This window comes from Bradyrhizobium sp. AUGA SZCCT0158, from assembly GCF_018130065.1.
Classification (GTDB): Bacteria; Pseudomonadota; Alphaproteobacteria; order Rhizobiales; family Xanthobacteraceae; genus Bradyrhizobium.
This window is the reverse complement of sequence record NZ_JAFCME010000024.1, coordinates 1-15,496: the sequence shown is the minus strand read 5'-3', so window position 1 is coordinate 15,496 and position 15,496 is coordinate 1. Positions and strand designations below refer to the sequence as shown.

Here is a 15,496-nt window from a genome sequence, read left to right as displayed (position 1 = left end):
CTCAGTAGCCCAGATAGGATTTGCGGACGTCTTCGTTGCTCGCGATTTCCTTCGCGTTCCCCGACATCACGATTTTTCCGGTTTCGATCACATAGGCCTGATCGGCGAGCTCCAGAGCCAGTTGCGCGTTCTGCTCCACCACCAGAATGGTAACCTTGTCCTCACGGTTGATCTTGCCGAGGATCTTGAACAGGTCGCGCACGATCAGGGGGGCGAGACCGAAGGACGGCTCGTCCAGCAGCATCAGCCGCGGCCGCAACATCAGCGCACGCGCGACCGCGAGCATTTGCTGTTCGCCGCCCGACAGCGTTCCGGCCTGCTGGGTATGGCGTTCCTTCAGCACCGGGAAATGCGCGTACATGCGCTCGATGTCGGAAACGATGTTCTTCGAGTCGCTGCGCGTGATGGCGCCGAGCTGCAGGTTCTCTTCCACCGTCATGGTGGTGAAAGTGCCGCGGCCCTGTGGCACATGCGCAATGCCGAGACGGACGACGTTTTCGGTCGAACGGCCGGAGAGCGACTTGCCCTCGAATTCGATAGCGCCGGTGGAGCGAACCATGTTGCAGATCGCCCGCAGGGTGGTGGTCTTGCCGGCGCCGTTGGCCCCGAGCAGCGTGGTCAGGCTGCCCTCGTTGAGGGCAAAGGACAGGCCATGGAGCGCCTGGACCTGGCCGTAATAGGCCCGCAAATCCTTGACGTTGAGCATCGCGGTCATTGGTCGTCCTTGCTCCCCAGATAGGCTTTGATGACATCCGGGTCGGCCTGGACCTGGGCCGGGGTTCCCTCGGCAAGCTTGCGGCCGAAATTGAGCGCGACGACATGGTCGGCGATCGACATGACAAGACCCATGTGATGTTCGACCAGCAGCACGGTCATATGGCGTTCGTCGCGAATGCGGCGGATCAGGTCGCCGAGCACGTGAACTTCCTCGTGGTTGAGACCGCCGGCGGGCTCGTCGAGCAGCAGGATCTTCGGATCGGCAGCCAGCGCGCGCGCCAGCTCAACGCGCTTCTGGGTGCCGAAGGGCAGACCGGACACCACGGTATGGGCGACGTCACCGAGATCCAGATAATCGAGGATCTCATGAACCTTCCTGTTGATCTCCGTTTCGCCGCGCCGAACCCAGGCGAGCTTGAGCGAATCCGAGATGATGTCGCTGGAGGAGCGCGCGTGGCAGCCGACGCGAACATTGTCCATCACCGAGAGATTGGGAAACAGCGCGACGTTCTGGAAGGTGCGGCCGATGCCGATCTCGGCGATCTTGTGCGCTGGCCGCGTCAGGATGCTGACGCCTTCCATCAGGATGTCGCCGGTGCTCGGCTGATAAAGCCTGGAAAGGCAGTTGAAGAGCGTCGTCTTGCCGGCGCCGTTCGGTCCGATCAGGCCGAGGATGGCGCCCTTGTGCATGTCAAAGGACACGCCATTCAACGCGATGATGCCGCCGAACACGACGCTGACGTCGCGAACCGCAAGCAAGGGAGCATTTCCCTGCGCGAGCTGTGCCTGCGTCATCGCGTCCCGCCCACATGACTCATGGGGCGGGAATGACCGCGCGAAACTCTGCGCTGGCCATGATGATGGCTACCTGATCCCCTCGACCACACGTGCAACTTTCCCTCCTGCTTTCAATTTCTTGTTCTCTTCTTTTTTGGATTGCGGGGCCGCGCCGCCCAGCGCCGCCTCGATGTTCCTTACCATCGTCACAAGGCGAGGTCCAATGTCGTTGATCAAGCGATCTTCCGTGAAACGGAAAGCGGGCGCGCCACAATTGAAGGCATACGGCCCGGTTCCATCGCTGAGCTTCAACGCAACGCCTACCGCGTGCACATCGTCTTGCCATTCGCCTGCGGAGATCGTGAATCCCTGACGCACCACCATTTCGCCCGCGCGTTCGATGCCGTCGCGCATCCGGGCCCAGCGGCTGCCGTAGTGATCGCGCAGTTCGCGCAACAAAGCGGCGCGCTCGTCATCGGGCAGTGCCCAGATGTAGGCGCGCCCCATCGCGGTGGTCGCGATCGGTACCCGCGAACCGACGTCGAGCTGCACCCCAAGCAAGCCGGTCCGGCTCTGGCCGAAATAGATCATGCTGTGACGGTCGCGGCCGCCGACCGCAACCGCGCCGCCGGTCTCGCGCATCAGCGCTTCACGGTAGGGTTCGGACAAATGCCGAACGCCGAGATTGGCCAGCGCGGCATACCCCAGGGCCATGGCTGATGGCGCGAGCTGATACTTTTCGAACCGCGGAACGGGTGTAAGGTAACCCAGCTTGGTCAAGGTGTAGGTCAGCCGGGAAATGGTTGGCTTCGGCAATTTAGTACGGGCAGCGATCTCTTGATTGCCAAGAAGCCCGTCGTTGGGTTGGAATGCGCGCAACACATCAAGTCCGCGGGAGAGCGCGACGACGAAGCTGCGGTCAGTCGCCGCTTTCTTCCCTGGACGTTTCATTGCCTGCTGCTGTGCCGAGCTCGTTGACAAGGGACGTGCTTCAAAATAACCCTCGCTGTCAAGATGTGGAATTGAATTTCGCAGTGCGAAATCAACAAAGCCCGTAGCTACTCAACGCAAGTCGAGCGGCAAACCAAGAACAAGGATCAAGGGAGAGTCCCGTGAACGAAGTCGTAACACTCGAACGTCATGACGCCATCGCCATCGTCACGGTCAACAGCCCCCCGGTAAACGCGCTCAGCGCCGCCGTGCGTGGCGGCATTTTCGAGTGCATGAAGGCCGCGATCGCTGATCCCGAGGTAAAGGCGATCGTGCTGACCTGCGGCGGCCGCACCTTCATCGCCGGCGCCGACATCACCGAATTCGGCAAGCCGCCGAAGCCGCCCGGCCTGCATGAAGTGCTGGTCGCGATGGAGAACTCGCCGAAGCCGATCATTGCCGCGATCCACGGCACCGCGCTCGGCGGCGGTCTCGAAGTCGCTCTGGCATGCCACTACCGCGTCGCGACCAAAGAGGCAAAACTCGGCCTGCCGGAAGTGAAGCTCGGCCTGTTGCCCGGCGCCGGCGGCACGCAGCGCCTGCCGCGCGCGATCGGCCCGGAAATGGCGGTCAAGATGATCGTCAGCGGTGATCCGATCAGCGCCGCGGAAGCCCTCAAGAACGGCCTGATCGAGGAAATCGTCGAAGGCCCGGCCTCGGGCGGCGAGGCCTTTGCCCTCAAGGTGCTGGCGGAGAAGCGTCCGCTGCGCAAGCTGCGCGACGACGATTCAAAACTCGCCGCGGCGAAAGCCGACATTTCGATCTTCACCAACGCCGTCGCGGCCCTCACCAAGAAGGCGCGCGGGCTGGAAGCCCCGTTCGCCGCCGCCGACGCCGTGCGCGCCGCGATCGAATTGCCGTTCGACGAGGGGTTGAAGAAGGAGCGCGAGGGCTTCCTCAAGCTGGTGTCGTCAGACCAGTCCAAGGCGCAGCGCTACGCCTTCTTCAGCGAACGCGAGGCGGCAAAAGTCGCCGGCGTTCCCGAAGGCACCAAGCCGCGCAATGTCGAGCGTGTCGCCATCATCGGCGCCGGCACCATGGGCGGCGGCATTGCGATGTCGTTCGCCAATGCCGGTATCCCGGTGACGCTGATCGAAACCGGCGAAGAGCAGCTCAAGCGCGGCATGGGCGTGATGCAGAAGAATTACGAGGCGACCGCCGCGCGCGGTGGCATCCCAGCCGATGCGCCGGCCAAGCGGATGGGCCTGATCACCGGCGTGGTCGGCCTTGAGAACGTCAAGGACGCTGACCTTGTGATCGAAGCCGTGTTCGAAACCATGGCGGTCAAGAAGGAAGTGTTCACCGCGCTCGACAAGCACGCCAAGAAGGGCGCCGTGCTCGCCTCCAACACCTCCTATCTCAACATCGACGAGATCGCGAAGGTGACCAGCCGTCCACAGGACGTGCTCGGCATGCACTTCTTCTCCCCGGCCAACGTCATGAAGCTGTGCGAGATCGTGCGCGCCGACAAGACCGCGCCGGATGCCTTGACCACGGCCGTCTCGATCGCGCGCAAAATTGCGAAAGTTCCGGCGGTGGTCGGCGTTTGCGACGGCTTTGTCGGCAATCGCATGCTCGCCCAGCGCGGCAAGCAGTCGGAAAAGTTGTTGTTCGAAGGCGCCTTGCCGCAGCAGGTCGATGCCGTCGTGACGAAATTCGGCATGCCGATGGGCCCGTTCGCGATGGGCGATCTCGCCGGCCTCGATATCGGCTGGCGCTCGCGGAAAGACCGCGGCATCAAGTCGGAAATCGCGGACGCGCTGTGCGAGGCCGGCCGCTTCGGCCAGAAGACCGGCAAGGGCTACTACAAGTATGAAGGCGGTTCGCGCTCGCCGATGCCCGATCCGGAAGTCGAGAAGCTGATCGCGGAAACCCTGCAGCGCTTGGGGCGCAAGACCCGCACCGTCAGCGATGACGAGATCCTCGAGCGCATGATGTACCCGATGATCAACGAGGGCGCGCGGATCCTGGAGGAGGGCATCGCGGCGCGTCCGAGCGATATCGATGTGATCTGGCTCTATGGCTATGGCTGGCCGATCTATCGCGGCGGCCCGATGTTCTATGCCGACCAGGTCGGCCTCAAGCACATCGCGGATCGTCTGTCGTACTATGCCAAGGAGACCAACGATCCTTCGCTCGAACCGGCGCCGCTGCTCAAGCGTCTCGCCGCGGAGGGCAAGACCTTTGCGTCGCTGGCGCAGTCGAAAGCGGCTTGATGGTTAAAAGCGACATTCGCTCGCTTGATCCGTTCCCTCCCCCCTTGCGGGGGAGGGCTAGGGAGAGGGGTGGCGTCATCGGGACTGCCCGTGTGGACCCCTCTCCCCAACCCTCCTCCGCAAGGGGGGAGGGAGCCTGTAGATTTGTGCTCACCTCACGCGTCGCAGAATTTGCATGACCCATCCCGGCGAACAGTTCTATCCGCAAGGCGTTCAGTGGGACGATCCGCTGCCGCGCGGCACGCTGCCTGATTTGTTGTCGGCAGCAGCCGCCGAGTTCGGGTCGCGCCCGGCGCTCGAATTCCGCGACCGGCCGATCAGCTACGTAGAACTCGAAGCGCTGGTAGAGACGGCAGCCTCGGCCTTCCTTCGCGCCGGCTACAGCAAGGATCAATCGGTCGCGCTGTTCCTCGGCAATTCGCCGGACCATCCCGTCAATTTCTTCGGCGCGCTGAAGGCCGGTGCCCGCATCGTGCATCTCAGCCCGCTCGACGGCGAGATCGCGCTGTCGCACAAGCTCTCGGATTCCGGCGCGCGCGTGCTGGTCACCAGCAATTTGTCGGCGCTGTTGCCGACCGCACTGAAATTCCTCGACAAGGGTCTGCTCGATCGCCTGATCGTCTGCGAGGACGATGATTGGGGCAAGGTCGGCACGCCGCAGACGGCATTGCCGAACAATCCGGCCGTCATCACCTACAGGCAATTCACCGACGGCGCGGCAAGACCCGCGCAATGGCCTGATATCAGCGCCGATGATGTCGCGCTGCTGCAATATACCGGCGGCACCACGGGCCTGCCGAAGGGCGCCATGCTCAGCCACGGTAACCTGACGTCGGCCGTGTCGGTCTACGACGTCTGGGGCAGGCCATCGCGCGCCGAGCGCAACAATCCAATCGAGCGCGTGATCTGCGTGCTGCCGCTGTTCCATATCTATGCCTTGACGGTGGTGCTGCTGTCCTCGATCCGGCGCGGCCATCTGATCTCGCTGCACCAACGTTTCGACGTCGAGGCTGTCATGCGCGATATCGAGACGAAGCGCGCCACCGCGTTCCCCGGCGTGCCGACGATGTGGATCGCGATCGCCGCATTGCCCGATCTCGACAAGCGCGATCTGTCCTCGCTGGTCAGCGTCGGCTCGGGCGGCGCACCGCTGCCGGTCGAGGTCGCGCGGATCCTCGAACAGCGGGTCGGCATGAAGCTGAAGAGCGGCTGGGGCATGACCGAGACCTGCTCGCCCGGCACCGCGCACCCGAAGGAAGGGCCGGACAAGCCGGGCTCGATCGGTTTGATGCTGCCGGGGATCGAGATGGACGTAGTGTCGCTCGACGATCCCAAGCAGCTGATGCCGGTCGGCGAAGTCGGCGAAATCCGCATCCGCGGACCAAATGTGACAAAAGGCTACTGGAATCGGCCCCAGGAAACCGCCGAAGCGTTCGTGGGCGACCGCTTCCTGACCGGCGACATCGGCTACATGGATGGCGACGGCTATTTCTACCTGGTCGACCGCAAGAAGGACATGATCATCTCCGGCGGCTTCAACGTCTATCCGCAGATGATCGAGCAGGCGATCTACACTCACCCGTCGGTGCAGGAAGTGATCGTGATCGGAATTCCCGACGATTACCGCGGCGAGGCCGCCAAGGCTTTCATCAAGCTACGCGCGGATGCAAAACCGTTCGCGCTGGACGAGTTGCGCAGCTTCCTCACCGGCAAGCTCGGCAAGCATGAAATTCCGGCCGCGCTCGATTTCGTCGATGAACTGCCGCGCACGCCGGTCGGAAAACTTTCGCGTCATGAATTGCGCCTGCGGCAGCCTTCGCCGCAGACGGCCCAACCCAAACAACGGTTAGCTCAGTAAGGAGGATCCGATGGATCTCGCTTTCAGCAAGGAAGAAATAGCGTTTCGTGAGGAAGTGCGGGCCTTCTTCAAGGATAACGTGCCGCCGGATACGCGGCGCAAGCTGCAGGAAGGCCGCCACCTGTCCAAGGACGAGATGGTGACCTGGTGGCGCATCCTGAACAAGAAGGGCTGGGGCGTCTCGCACTGGCCGAAGGAATATGGCGGCACCGGCTGGACCTCCGTGCAGCACTACATCTTCAACGAAGAACTGCAGATGCACCCGGCGCCGGCGCCGCTCGCCTTCGGCGTCAGCATGGTCGGCCCTGTGATCTACACCTTCGGCAATGAGGCGCAGAAGAAGCAGTATCTGCCGCGCATCGCCAATGTCGACGACTGGTGGTGCCAGGGCTTCTCCGAGCCGGGCTCCGGATCGGACCTCGCCTCGCTGAAGACCAAGGCCGAGCGCCGTGGCGACAAATACATCATCAACGGCCAGAAGACCTGGACCACGCTGGCCCAGCACGCCGACATGATCTTCTGCCTCTGCCGCACCGACAACAACGCCAAGAAGCAGATGGGCATCTCGTTCATCGTGTTCAGCATGAAGTCGAAGGGCATCACGGTGCGCCCGATCGAAACCATCGACGGCGGCCACGAGGTCAACGAAGTGTTCTTCGACGACGTCGAGGTTCCGGTCGAGAACCTGATCGGCGAGGAGAACAAGGGCTGGGATTACGCCAAATTCCTGCTCGGCAATGAGCGCACCGGCATCGCCCGGGTCGGCGTTTCCAAGGAGCGGCTGCGCCGCATCAAGGATCTCGCCGCCAAGGTCGAATCCAACGGCAAGCCCGTGCTCGAAGACCAGGGGTTCCGCGAGAAGCTCGCGGCCTGCGAGATCGAGTTGAAGGCGCTCGAGCTCACCCAGCTGCGCGTCGTCGCCGACGAAGGCAAGCACGGCAAGGGCAAGCCCAATCCGGCGTCCTCGGTCTTGAAGATCAAGGGCTCGGAAATTCAGCAGACCACCACCGAGCTGTTAATGGAAGTGATCGGACCGTTCGCCGCGCCCTATGACGAGCATGGCGACGACGGCTCCAACGAGGCGATGGACTGGACCGCGCAGATCGCGCCGAGCTACTTCAACAACCGCAAGGTCTCGATCTACGGCGGCTCCAACGAGATCCAGCGCAACATCATCACCAAGGCGGTGTTGGGGTTGTAAGCCGAGCTGCGCGACAAACAACAACTGTCGTCCCCGCGCAGGCGGGGACCCAGTACGCCGCGGCGGTCGTGGCTTACGCACCACCGGCGATTACTGGATCCCCGCCTTCGCGGGGATGACGAGGGGAAAATGGGGCGACAGCGTCGCTCCGCATCGATAGCCGGAGAGAGTAACGAACATGGATTTTGATTTGTCCGAGGAGCAGCGGCTTCTCAAGGAAAGCGTCGACGGTCTCCTCAACGATTCCTACGACTTCGAGGCGCGCAAGAAATACCGCACCGAGAAGGGCGGCTGGAGCAAGACCGTCTGGGGCAAGCTTGCCGAACAGGGGTTGCTCGGTCTGCCGTTCTCGGAAGAAGACGGCGGCTTCGGCGCCGGCGCGGTCGAGACCGCGATCGTGATGGAGGCGATGGGCAAGGCGCTGGTGCTGGAGCCATATCTCGCCACCGTCGTCATCGCCGGCGGCTTCCTGCGCCATGGCGGCTCGGCCGAGCAGAAGGCCGCGCATATTCCCGGGATTATCGACGGCAGCAAGACGTTTGCGTTTGCGCAGCTCGAGAAGAATTCGCGCTACGATCTTTCCGACGTCGCCACGACCGCGAAGAAAAAGGGCGCCGGCTGGGTGATCGACGGCGAAAAATTCGTCGTGATCAACGGCGAGAACGCCGACACCCTCATCGTGACCGCGCGCACCAAGGGCGAGCGGCGCGACAGGAACGGCATCGGCGTGTTCCTGGTGCCCGCCAACGCCAAGGGCATCGGCCGCAAGGGCTATCCGACCCAGGACGGCCTGCATGCCGCCGACATCACGCTGACCGGCGTCGAGGTTGGCGCCGAGGCTGCGATCGGCGATCCCGAGAACGCGCTTGATCTGATCGAGCGCGTGGTCGACGACGCCCGCACCGCGATGTGCGCCGAAGCCGTCGGCGCGATGGATGAATCGCTGAAATCCACGGTCGAGTACCTGAAAACCCGCAAACAGTTCGGCGTCGCGATCGGCACCTTCCAGACCCTGCAGCACCGCGCCGCCGACATGTTCGTCGCCGTCGAACAGGCCCGCAGCATGTCGATGTTCGCGACCATGGCGGCCGATTTCGACAACGCCAAGGAGCGCGCGACAGCTGTGGCTGCCGCGAAAGTGCAGATCGGCAAGTCGCTGAAATTCGTCGGCCAGCAGTCGATCCAGCTCCATGGCGGCATCGGCATGACCCAGGAAGCCAAGATCGGCCACTACTTCAAGCGCCTGACCATGATCGAGAACACTTTTGGCGACACGGATTATCATTTGCGCCGTGTGACGGATGCGGGTGGGTTGATCTGACAAACTGTCATTGCCGGGCTTGACCCGGCAATCCATCGCTCTTCGAAAAGATGGATGCCCGGGTCAAGCCCGGGCATGACGAAATGAGGTCGTCATTGCGAGCGAAGCGAAGCAATCCATCGTGCGGCAAAGCAAGTATGGGTGCTTCGTCGCAAACGCTCCCAGCGCAAACGCTTCGCGTTTGTCGCAGGCAATGACGGCTAAAAACAGTCAGCGAGAAAACAACAATGAAAAACACCCCGTTCGATCTCACCGGCAAAGTAGCCGTCATCACCGGCTCGAGCCGCGGCATCGGTCGCTCCTCGGCGGAATTGCTGGCAAAGCTCGGCGCCAAGGTCGTGATTTCCAGCCGCAAGGCGGATGCCTGCGTGGAGGTCGCCGAAGGCATCAAGAAATCAGGCGGCGATGCCCATGTCATTCCCTGCAACATCTCGCGCCGCGAGGAAGTCGACGCGTTGATCTCGGGCACCACAAAGCATTACGGCAAGGTCGACATCCTGGTCTGCAACGCCGCGGTCAATCCGTATTACGGCCCGCTGCTCGACATCAAGGACGAGGCCTTCGACAAGATCATGGGCTCCAACGTCAAGAGCAACATCTGGCTCTGCGCGCAGGCAATCCCGCAGATGGCCGAACGCGGCAACGGCTCGGTCGTCATCATCTCTTCGATCGGCGGGTTTCGCGGCTCGACCGTGATCGGCGCCTACGGTATCTCGAAGGCCGCGGATTTCTCGCTGTGCCGCAGCCTCGCCGGCGAATGGGGCCCGAAGGGCGTCCGCGTCAATTGCGTGGCGCCGGGCCTCGTGAAAACCGATTTCGCCAAGGCGTTGTGGGAAGACCCGGACAATCTGAAGCGTCGCACCGCCTCGACGCCGCTGCGCCGCATCGGCGAACCCGACGAAATCGCAGGTGCCGTGGCGTATCTGGCGTCGGATGCCTCGACGTTCATGACCGGGCAGACGATTGTGGTGGATGGCGGCGTGACGACGGCGGCGACGTAGCGCTCTTCCCTCTCCCCTTGTGGGAGAGGGTGGCGCCTCACGAAGTGAGGCGACGGGTGAGGGGTTCTCTCCTCACGCAAGATTCGAGTTTGAGGATACAGACCCCTCATCCGGCGCTTCGCGCCACCTTCTCCCACAAGGGGAGAAGGAAGAGCGGCGTTCGCCGGGACGACGGTGAGATATTGACCTTCGCCTCTCAATCGGATTGCCTCTCGGCCACCACCAACCTTTCCGGGAAGCACCATCATGTCCTTTGTGCTGGCCATCGATCAGGGCACCACATCCTCGCGCGCCATCGTGTTTCGATCGGACATTTCGATCGCCGCCACGGCGCAGCAGGAATTCCCGCAGCATTTCCCGGCCTCGGGCTGGGTCGAGCACGAGCCGGAGGATATCTGGACCTCGACGGTGATGGTCTGCCGCGAAGCGCTGGAAAAAGCCGGGCTGAAGGCCAAAGACATCGCCGCGATCGGGATCACCAACCAGCGCGAAACCACTGTCGTGTGGGACCGCGCCACCGGCCAGGCCGTACACCGCGCCATCGTCTGGCAGGACCGCCGCACCGCCGACATCTGTGCCAAGCTGAAGGCCGAAGGCCATGAGCCGGCGATCTCGGCCAAAACAGGCCTGATCATCGATCCCTATTTCTCGGGCACCAAAGTCGCCTGGATCCTCGACCACGTGCCCGGCGCGCGCGAGCGCGCGGCGCGCGGCGAACTGATGTTCGGCACCGTCGATTGCTATTTGCTGTGGCGTCTGTCAGGCGGCAAGGTGCACGCGTCAGACGCCACCAACGCCTCGCGCACGCTGCTGTTCAACATCCACACCGGCGAATGGGACGACGACCTGCTAAAACTGCTGCGCGTGCCGCGCTCGATGCTGCCTGAGGTGAAGGATTCTTCCGCCAGATTCGGCGAGAGCGAGCCAGGCCTGTTCGGTGGCGTGATCCCGATATCAGGCATCGCCGGCGACCAGCAGGCTGCCACCATCGGCCAGGCCTGCTTCACGCCCGGCATGATCAAATCGACCTACGGCACCGGCTGCTTTGCCCTGCTCAACACCGGCGCCACGCCGGTGGCCTCGAAGAACAAGCTGCTCACCACAATCGCCTATCAATTGAACGGCAAGCGCACCTACGCGCTCGAAGGCTCGATCTTCGTCGCCGGAAGCGCGGTGCAATGGCTGCGCGACGGCCTCGGCATCATCAAGCAGGCGTCGGAGACCGGCCCGCTCGCCGACAAATCCGACTCCATGCAGAGCGTCTACCTGGTGCCGGCCTTCGTCGGCTTAGGCGCGCCCTACTGGAATCCGCGCGTCCGCGGCGCGCTATTCGGCCTCACCCGCAACACCGGCCCCGCCGAACTCGCGCACGCTGCGCTGGAAAGCGTCTGCTACCAGACCTACGATCTGCGCGAGGCGATGCGCGTCGACTGGCCGGGCGAAAAAGCCGCCAACGTGCTCCGCGTCGACGGCGGCATGACCGCCTCCGACTGGACCATGCAGCGCCTCGCAGATCTCCTAGACGCGCCGGTCGATCGCCCGATGATCCAGGAAACCACCGCGCTCGGCGCCGCCTACCTCGCCGGGCTGCAGGCGGGCGTCTATCCGGAGCCGGCAAAATTCGCCGACAACTGGCGGCTGGAACATCGCTTCAAGCCGGCGATGAGTGCGGCGACACGCGAGCGAAAGCTGGCGGGATGGGCGAGGGCGGTGAAGGGGCTGCTGGCGAGTGACGAGGGGGAGTAACGTCGAATGATCCTCCCCGACGGCACGCACGACGTCCCCGCCGGCAAGATCGCCACCGTCGTCACGCATCTGGAGATGACCGAACTTCCGGCGATTCCGTCCGACCCTGCGGGCGCTTGGACGCTGCGCCGGGTCGAGACGCCCGCGCTCGACTGGTATCGCAAGCTGTTCCGCCGTGTCGGCGAGGAATGGCTATGGATTTCGCGGGCGCGGATGGGGGACGCCAAACTCGCGGCGATCATTCATTCGCCGCTGGTGGAAGTCTATGCGCTGGAGCATGAGGGGCGCGACGAGGGTTTGCTGGAGCTGGATTTCCGCGAGGCCGGCCAGTGCGAAATCACTTTCTTCGGCGTCACCACAAAACTGTTCGGCAGCGGCGCCGGCCGCTGGCTCATGAATCGCGCGCTGGAGCTTTCATGGTCGCGTCCGATCGCGCGGCTCTGGCTGCACACCTGCACCCACGATCATCCCGGCGCGGTGGCGTTCTATCAGCGCTCGGGCTTTCGCGCCTTCCGGCGGCAAATCGAGATCGAGAACGATCCGCGGATTGATGGAACGGCGCCGCGTGACGCGGCGAGTCACGTGCCGGTGATTGAGTGATGGGACGAACGCTCTCGCAACCGTCATCACCGGGCTTGTCCCGGTGATCCACGTCTTGCTTTCTTGCTAGGGAATCAAAGACGTGGATGGCCGGGTCAAGCCCGGCCATGACGGGTAGCACTAGAGAACGTTCCGATCACCGAGGTGACCTCACTATCCTAAAACGTCTCAGCCTGGCATCTGATACGGCGCCAGCCGCCAAAGGCGCTCGGGCAGGGGTTGGATTGGGGGCAGCGAAAGTTCCCCATCGCTGGACCGCAACGGAAGATTTTGCTTCCAAGAATGGATGACGAAAACGACGCGGAACTGCGGCACGTCGGGCAACTTCTTGCCACGCCTGACCTCAAGCAAATGTTCTCCATCGGCAGTGAGGAATTTCTCATTCCACGCGACTTGCCAGGTGCTTTCGGGTTGAGAGGGATCGGGTTGGACGAATCCGCCGATATCGAATGTCGCACTGGGGTTGCTGATCAGCACCTCGATTACTGTCGCATCATCCATGTGCCGGCGCAGGTGCTTTTCCCACTCTCTTCGATCATCTTCGGTGAATGGCTGCAACGCATCTCCTCGCCCTAGCTTGCGAAGCAAGATCTTCTGATCTTCTGGGAAATTTGCCGGGTCGTGGGAGGCGATCTCTTGCTGGATGAATCGCGAGTACCGATCGGATGCGGCGCTCGGCGAGTAAAAGCCAAGAACCTTGATGGAGGGGGATATGAGTTCGTTCATCGCGGTTTGCGCTTGTGCAAGGCTGAATGTCAGAAAGAACAGCATCAAAAGTGTGAGTAGGCGCCGGACGCTCATCGTCTTCCCTCAAAACAAGTCCTGCTTCGCCCGCGACAGCGAAAACCCGCGCCTGTCCGCATTGAAGCACGTCACGCCTGATTGCTCCGACGTGCAGGTAAAGCCGCCGCGCTGCCAGACTTCGCCATAGGCCAGCATCGGCATTTTGGGATCCATGACCGTGTCGCCGTAGCACAGGCGCACGGCGCTGCCCCTGGATCGCATCTCGAACGCCTTGCCCCATTCAAGATCACAGTCGGCCGGCCGGCGCGCGGTCACGGTGGCTTCCATGATGTCGCATCGGAGCGTGTTCTGCTTGTCGTAGTCGAAATAGGCGCAGGCGATGTTTTTCGAAGGCGACTGGAAGCCGATGGGGCCGCTCTGGGCATTGGCTGCGCCTGTGAATAATACTGACAGTGTGAGGACGGCGAGGGATAGGCGCATGTCGTTCCTTCGGTCTCGAATGTCATGCCCGGACTTGATCCGGGCATCCATCACCCTTCATGATGACACCTTCAAAGCAGATGGATGGCCGGGTAGCTAGCACAAAGACGCGCTTCGCGCTGACGCCCCGGCCATGACAAGTAGGACACAGTCACCCATGTTCCTGATCGGCCAATACGACTCCCCCTTCGTCCGCCGCGTCGCGATTGCCCTGCGGCTGTATGACTTGCCGTTCGAGCACCGGCCGTGGTCGACCTTCGGCGATGCGGACAAGATCGCGCCGTATAATCCGCTGCGCCGGGTGCCGACTTTGGTGCTTGACAGCGGCGAGGCGCTGATCGAGAGCACCGCCATCCTGGATGCGCTGGACGAACTGGTCGGCCCGGAAGCGGCGATGATGGCCGAGCGCGGCGATTTGCGCCGGCGGCAATTGCGGATCTGCTCGCTGGGCAGTGGTCTCGCCGACAAGGCGGTCAGCCTGATCTATGAGCGGGTGCTGCGCAAGGAGCAGCTGCAGCTCTGGGTCGAGCGCTGCCAGACGCAAATCGGCGGCGTGCTCGAGATGCTGGAAAAGGAGCGCGAGACGATCCCTACGCCATACTGGTTCGGCGATCGCATCGGCCACGCTGATATCATGATCGCCTGTGCACTGCGTTTCATCAGTGAGGCGCATCCTCATCTGTTCGACGCGCGCTATCCGGCGCTGCAGGCCCACGCCGCGCGCTGCGAGGCGCTGCCGCCGTTCCAGGAAATTTTTCAGCGGCTCGATCCGCCGAAGGGGTGAATCTCCCCATCATTCCGGGCGCTATTACTTGCAGTCGCGGCAGATCGTCAGCTTGCGCCTGAGCGGCTCATCTTCCGGGGAATCCGCCCACGGTCCCTGGGCTGTGCTATCGGGCTCTTTGATGGGTTTCGACCGTTTAGCTGTGCGTGGCAGGTCCGGTAATTTTGCAACGGGCTCGTTCTGGGCATCGGTGGTGAAGCCGTCGTAGTCAGCAGCCGGCTTCGGCGGCGCTGTCTCCCTAGCGACCGGCGGCGCCGCGCGCTTGGCGGTCGCCCTCGGTGGAGGAGCGTCATCGCTTGCTGCTGGCGGTGACGCGTCCCTGGCGACCGGCGGCGCCGCGCGCTTGGCGGTCGCCCTCGGTGGAGGAGCGTCATCGCTTGCTGCTGGCGGTGACGCGTCCCTGGCGACCGGCGACGCCGCGCGCTTGGCGGTTGCCCTCGGTGGAGGCGTGTCGTCGGCTGCCGCAGGCTGTGACGCGTCCTTGGCGACCGGCGGCGCCGCACGCTTGGCGGTTGCCCTTGGTGGAGGCGCTTCCTCAGTAGCTGTTGGCGGCGAAGCCAGGATGACAGCTGGAGGCGGCGGCACAGCCTCGTCCGGCGATGGTGCCGGCCGGGCCAGCGAAAGCGGAGGAGCAAGCGAAGTTTGGCATCTCGCGCTGTCAGGCAGCCCAAGATTGATGGACAAGAATCCGATGGCAAACAGCGCAGCGTTTTTCATTCGCATCCGGAAAACCGCTCGGTCTGAAATCAGTGATTGCGGCCCTGCGAGGGCACGCTTCGTGTAAACTACCGATCCTGTCATGGCGGTCAAAGTTGTCGGAAGTTCGATCTGTACTGCGAGGTCTTACCACCGTTCCCGGAGATCTTGCAGAAGGGATGAGCTTCTTTCTTACCCTCCCCTGAAGGGTAAGTGATCGCACTGCGACAAATTAACCCGACGGGCAAAATTCCACTTCCCTCGTCGGGCAAATCAGCGGTTTGAATCGTCGCGTCCCGCCCGACAAGAGGGGCGTGCGCACGTCACGAACGCGCGGCGGGATGCGGTGGACGCTTGTTCACGTC

General features: G+C 63.0%; 13 protein-coding genes. 8 read left to right on the top strand and 5 right to left on the bottom strand.

Features of this window, described 5'->3' with window-relative positions; translation table 11 throughout:
• Position 1: 1 nt before the first annotated feature.
• The 3 genes from JQ574_RS27420 to JQ574_RS27410 all read right to left on the bottom strand — a co-directional run bounded on the left by JQ574_RS27420 (position 2) and on the right by JQ574_RS27410 (position 2,445).
• Entirely contained in the window at positions 2–715 is a 714-nt protein-coding gene (locus JQ574_RS27420) for an ABC transporter ATP-binding protein (protein ID WP_212038501.1), read from the bottom strand.
• On the bottom strand, positions 712–1,512 hold the full coding sequence (locus JQ574_RS27415) for an ABC transporter ATP-binding protein (RefSeq protein WP_212206186.1): 801 nt from the start codon (positions 1,510–1,512) through the stop codon (positions 712–714). Before JQ574_RS27415 ends, JQ574_RS27420 begins: the two co-directional genes overlap by 4 nt.
• Positions 1,513–1,581: 69 nt before the next feature.
• On the bottom strand, positions 1,582–2,445 hold the full coding sequence (locus JQ574_RS27410) for an IclR family transcriptional regulator (RefSeq protein WP_192737210.1): 864 nt from the start codon (positions 2,443–2,445) through the stop codon (positions 1,582–1,584).
• Positions 2,446–2,606: 161 nt separating this feature from the next.
• On the opposite strand from JQ574_RS27410, the gene JQ574_RS27405 reads away from it, so the two are divergent.
• The 7 genes from JQ574_RS27405 to JQ574_RS27375 all read left to right on the top strand — a co-directional run bounded on the left by JQ574_RS27405 (position 2,607) and on the right by JQ574_RS27375 (position 12,427).
• Positions 2,607–4,700 (top strand): 3-hydroxyacyl-CoA dehydrogenase NAD-binding domain-containing protein, encoded by a 2,094-nt coding sequence (locus JQ574_RS27405; RefSeq protein WP_212206188.1) that lies wholly within the window; start codon positions 2,607–2,609, stop codon positions 4,698–4,700.
• 175 nt (positions 4,701–4,875) lie between these two features.
• Positions 4,876–6,558, top strand: coding sequence for a dicarboxylate--CoA ligase PimA (gene pimA, locus JQ574_RS27400; protein WP_212206190.1), 1,683 nt, complete (start codon positions 4,876–4,878; stop codon positions 6,556–6,558).
• A gap of 10 nt (positions 6,559–6,568) precedes the next feature.
• Positions 6,569–7,759 (top strand): pimeloyl-CoA dehydrogenase large subunit, encoded by a 1,191-nt coding sequence (gene pimC, locus JQ574_RS27395; protein ID WP_212206193.1) that lies wholly within the window; start codon positions 6,569–6,571, stop codon positions 7,757–7,759.
• A 178-nt stretch (positions 7,760–7,937) separates the two neighbouring features.
• Positions 7,938–9,080 (top strand): pimeloyl-CoA dehydrogenase small subunit, encoded by a 1,143-nt coding sequence (gene pimD / locus JQ574_RS27390; protein WP_212206195.1) that lies wholly within the window; start codon positions 7,938–7,940, stop codon positions 9,078–9,080.
• Positions 9,081–9,307: 227 nt separating this feature from the next.
• Positions 9,308–10,081, top strand: coding sequence for an SDR family NAD(P)-dependent oxidoreductase (locus JQ574_RS27385; protein ID WP_212206197.1), 774 nt, complete (start codon positions 9,308–9,310; stop codon positions 10,079–10,081).
• 246 nt (positions 10,082–10,327) lie between these two features.
• Positions 10,328–11,827 (top strand): glycerol kinase GlpK, encoded by a 1,500-nt coding sequence (glpK, locus tag JQ574_RS27380; RefSeq protein WP_212206199.1) that lies wholly within the window; start codon positions 10,328–10,330, stop codon positions 11,825–11,827.
• Positions 11,828–11,833: 6 nt separating this feature from the next.
• Positions 11,834–12,427 (top strand): N-acetyltransferase, encoded by a 594-nt coding sequence (locus JQ574_RS27375; protein ID WP_212206207.1) that lies wholly within the window; start codon positions 11,834–11,836, stop codon positions 12,425–12,427.
• A gap of 168 nt (positions 12,428–12,595) precedes the next feature.
• Here the strand turns inward: JQ574_RS27375 and JQ574_RS27370 are convergent, their stop codons facing one another.
• Positions 12,596–13,228 carry a hypothetical protein gene (locus JQ574_RS27370; RefSeq protein ID WP_212206214.1) on the bottom strand — a complete coding sequence of 211 codons (633 nt, stop codon included), beginning with the start codon at positions 13,226–13,228 and terminating at the stop codon, positions 12,596–12,598.
• 9 nt (positions 13,229–13,237) lie between these two features.
• On the bottom strand, positions 13,238–13,651 hold the full coding sequence (locus tag JQ574_RS27365; protein WP_212206216.1) for a DUF6636 domain-containing protein: 414 nt from the start codon (positions 13,649–13,651) through the stop codon (positions 13,238–13,240).
• Positions 13,652–13,808: 157 nt separating this feature from the next.
• Between JQ574_RS27365 and JQ574_RS27360 the strand changes: the two genes are divergently transcribed.
• On the top strand, positions 13,809–14,435 hold the full coding sequence (locus tag JQ574_RS27360) for a glutathione S-transferase family protein (protein WP_212206218.1): 627 nt from the start codon (positions 13,809–13,811) through the stop codon (positions 14,433–14,435).
• The last annotated feature ends 1,061 nt before the right edge of the window (positions 14,436–15,496 follow it).